Source organism: Streptomyces sp. T39 (genome assembly GCF_008042045.1).
In the GTDB taxonomy this organism is placed as follows: Bacteria; Actinomycetota; Actinomycetes; order Streptomycetales; family Streptomycetaceae; genus Streptomyces.
Map to the genome: position 1 here is coordinate 1 of NZ_RDBP01000169.1, position 2,880 is coordinate 2,880.

The window sequence follows — 2,880 nt, forward strand, 5'->3', positions numbered from 1 at the left end:
GCCGCGCGCGGTCAGCGGGGCGACCATCGTGGAGTGGATGCGGTGCTCACGGATGCTGCGGGCCCGCTCGGGGTCGGTGATGTCCCACAGCCGCAGCGACTCCTCGTCGACGGGGTACCGCGCGGCCTCACCGCGCCCGAGGACGCGTCCGACCGCCGATTCGCGGTCGAAGGTGTGGCTGGTGCCGACGGGAACCACGGATTCGGGGCAGCCGTCCAGGACCGAGTGCTGGGCGGCCCGGTGGAAGACGATGGTGCCGCCGGGGGCCGGGGCGCGCGGTTCGTCGCCGGCGAGGACGGGGGCGAGCAGATCGACGGCGACGAAGTCGGCGAAGGTCTCGGTGGCCATTTCGGCCAGTTCGTCGGCGGTCGTGATGACGTCCAGCCGGCTGCCGATGCGCATGCTGGCCCGGTCCAGGACGGACAGGCGTTCGCGGGCCCGGTGCTGCTCGCTGGTGTCCAGGCTCACCACCGAGCAGCCGAGGACCTCGCCGTCGTGGCCGGTGATCGGGGACAGGACCGCCATCCACACGCGTTCCTGGGTGCCCTCGGTGCGCAGACGCGTCTCGTAGGTGCGGGACTCGCCCGCCGCCATGACCTCCTCGATGGCGGCCTCGAGCCCTTCCGCCCCGCTGATCACCACGCCCGGCGACACCTCGCCGGGCCGCAGGCCGACGAGTTCGTCCCCTGTCCTGTCCACCGCCGACAGGGCGGCCGGGTTGGCCGTCACGAACCGGGCCGAGCGGTCGAAGAAGGCCACCGGGACGGGCAGCTGCTGAAGGATCAGCCGGGGCAGGTCCCCGGTGCCGGCCTCGTCCCGGCCCGGCCGGCCGCTGATGTCTTCGTCCATGGGGACCTTCACTCGCCCTTCGCCGCGTCGCGGGCCCGTGGAGCCGGTCCCGGCCCCGCGCCATTCCAGCATGCTCCCGCTCCCGACGGCCCTCAACCACTCGCCACGGCGGCGACACGGGTGGCTTGTCCTGATCGGTGGCACCCGGACGCACTGCTAGAAGTGCGAGGTCATCACGGAGCGCGGGTGGCGGTCCACGCAGCGTACGGACGGGTGCCCGCCGGGGCGTCCGGTGCGGGGACGCCGAGGCGCGGGAACGGAAGGAGCGGCCGTGCCGGACTTCGAGATCAGGAACGCCAGCGCGCGGGACATCGGCCTGATCCGCGGGTGGGCCGAGGACGAGGGGTGGAATCCCGGCGACTCGGACCTCCAGGCGTTCACCGTCGCCGACCCCCGGGGCTTCCTCGTCGGCGTCCTGGACGGCGAACCGGTCGGCTGCATCTCGGCGGTGCGGCACGGCACGGGGTCGGGGTTCATCGGCTTCTACATCACGCGTCCCGCCGTGCGCGGGCAGGGGTACGGCCTGCGGCTGTGGCGGGCCGGGACCGGGCGGCTGGCCGGCCGGCTGGTCGGTCTCGACGGGGTCGTCGACCAGCAGGCCAACTACCGCAGGTCCGGGTTCGAGCGGGTGTGGAACAACGTCCGCTTCGAGGGCGTGCCGCGCGGCGGTGGCGTGCTGCCGCCGGGGGTGGAGCTGGTGGACGCCCGGACGCTGCCGTTCGGGGCGCTGGCGGCGTACGACCGCCGGTTCTTCCCCGAGGACCGTGACGCGTATCTGGCCGCCTGGACGGGGCTGCCCGGACGCACGGCGGTCGCCGCGGTGCGCGACGGCGGCCTGTGCGGCCTGGGCGTGGTCCGCCCGTGCAGCGGGGCCTCCCGGATCGGGCCCCTGTACGCGGACGGCCCCGGTGTGGCCGAAGGGCTGCTGGGGGCTCTGGCGGGGGCCGCCAGCGGCGGGCCGGTCGCCGTGGACGTGCCCGATCACAACGGCCCGGCCACCGGGCTGGTCACGGAACTCGGGCTCCGGCCCTCCTTCGAGGCGGCCCGGATGTACACCGGGCCCGCCCCGGAGATCGACCGGGCGGGGCTCTACGGGGTCACCAGCCTGGAGCTCGGCTGACGCGTCCGCGAGGGCGTGCTCCCGGCGGGGCGGGGTGTCACCTGCGCAGTTCGGCGGCCGGGCCCATGACGACGACGGGGAGCTTGTCCGGGTCGAGGGCGAGCAGCAGCTCGCGCATGTGCTCCTGCGCGAACGAGACGCAGGCCCGGGTGGGTCCCTCGTGGTCGACATGGATCCAGACCCCGCCGCCCCGGCCCGCGCCGAGCGGGCGGTCCTTGTCCAGCGGGGTGGTGCCGGGGACGCGGTTGTAGTCGATGGCGACCACATAGTCGAACGAGCCTTCGAGGGGCTCCCCGAGGAAGCCGGTTCCCGACGTGGCGAACTCGGGGTCCTCGTCGTACGGGAGCAGGGTGCCGGGGTCGGGCAGGCGCCCGCCGGCGTCCCCGAGGCGGAACACGCCGATCGGTGAACGCAGATCGTCCGCCACGTGCTCGCGGGTCCAGCCGCGCAGGGCGTTGTGCGCGGGCCACGGGCCGAGGACCGGGCGCCAGGGGGCGCGGGCGGAGTCGCGTTCCCAGAGCACGGCCGACGAGTCGCTGGAGTCGGGTCCCTCGCCGGTGACGACGAGCGCCTGCCGGTTGGCGTCGCCGACGGAGAGGGCCGTGGCGGGACCGAGGCCGGGGAGGTCGCGGGGCGGCGGCGCGGGCAGCGGGGTCGCGGCGTGCCGGGCGGAGTCGTCGGTGCCGGGCGGCGTGCGGAGGGCGCCGGAGGGTGGTGCCCCGTCCGCGCAGCCGGTGAGTACGAGTGCCGCGCACAGGGTGTGCAGCAGCAGCCGTACGGCTCCCTGTCTGACGGGCATAGGGCAGCATCCTCCGTGCTCGGGGAACAGTCCGGCCATGCGTACCCCCTGGGCGCGTGCGGGGTCCGCCCGCCCGGGCGGGCTCACTCTCGCGGGGTCGGCGGCGCTGGTC

The 2,880-nt window shown here is 75.2% G+C and carries 3 protein-coding genes; 1 reads left to right on the top strand and 2 read right to left on the bottom strand.

What is annotated here, in order from left to right; genetic code table 11:
* Positions 1 to 849 (bottom strand): PAS domain-containing protein (locus EAO77_RS36455; RefSeq protein ID WP_261994313.1); only part of this gene is annotated, 849 nt, incomplete at its 3' end.
* Positions 850 to 1,120: 271 nt separating this feature from the next.
* On the opposite strand from EAO77_RS36455, the gene EAO77_RS36460 reads away from it, so the two are divergent.
* Positions 1,121 to 1,969: a GNAT family N-acetyltransferase gene (locus tag EAO77_RS36460; protein WP_147992579.1), complete on the top strand. Its 849-nt coding sequence runs from the start codon at positions 1,121 to 1,123 to the stop codon at positions 1,967 to 1,969.
* Positions 1,970 to 2,006: 37 nt separating this feature from the next.
* On the opposite strand, the gene EAO77_RS36465 is transcribed toward EAO77_RS36460, so the two are convergent.
* On the bottom strand, positions 2,007 to 2,768 hold the full coding sequence (locus EAO77_RS36465) for a hypothetical protein (protein WP_147992580.1): 762 nt from the start codon (positions 2,766 to 2,768) through the stop codon (positions 2,007 to 2,009).
* Positions 2,769 to 2,880: the final 112 nt, after the last annotated feature.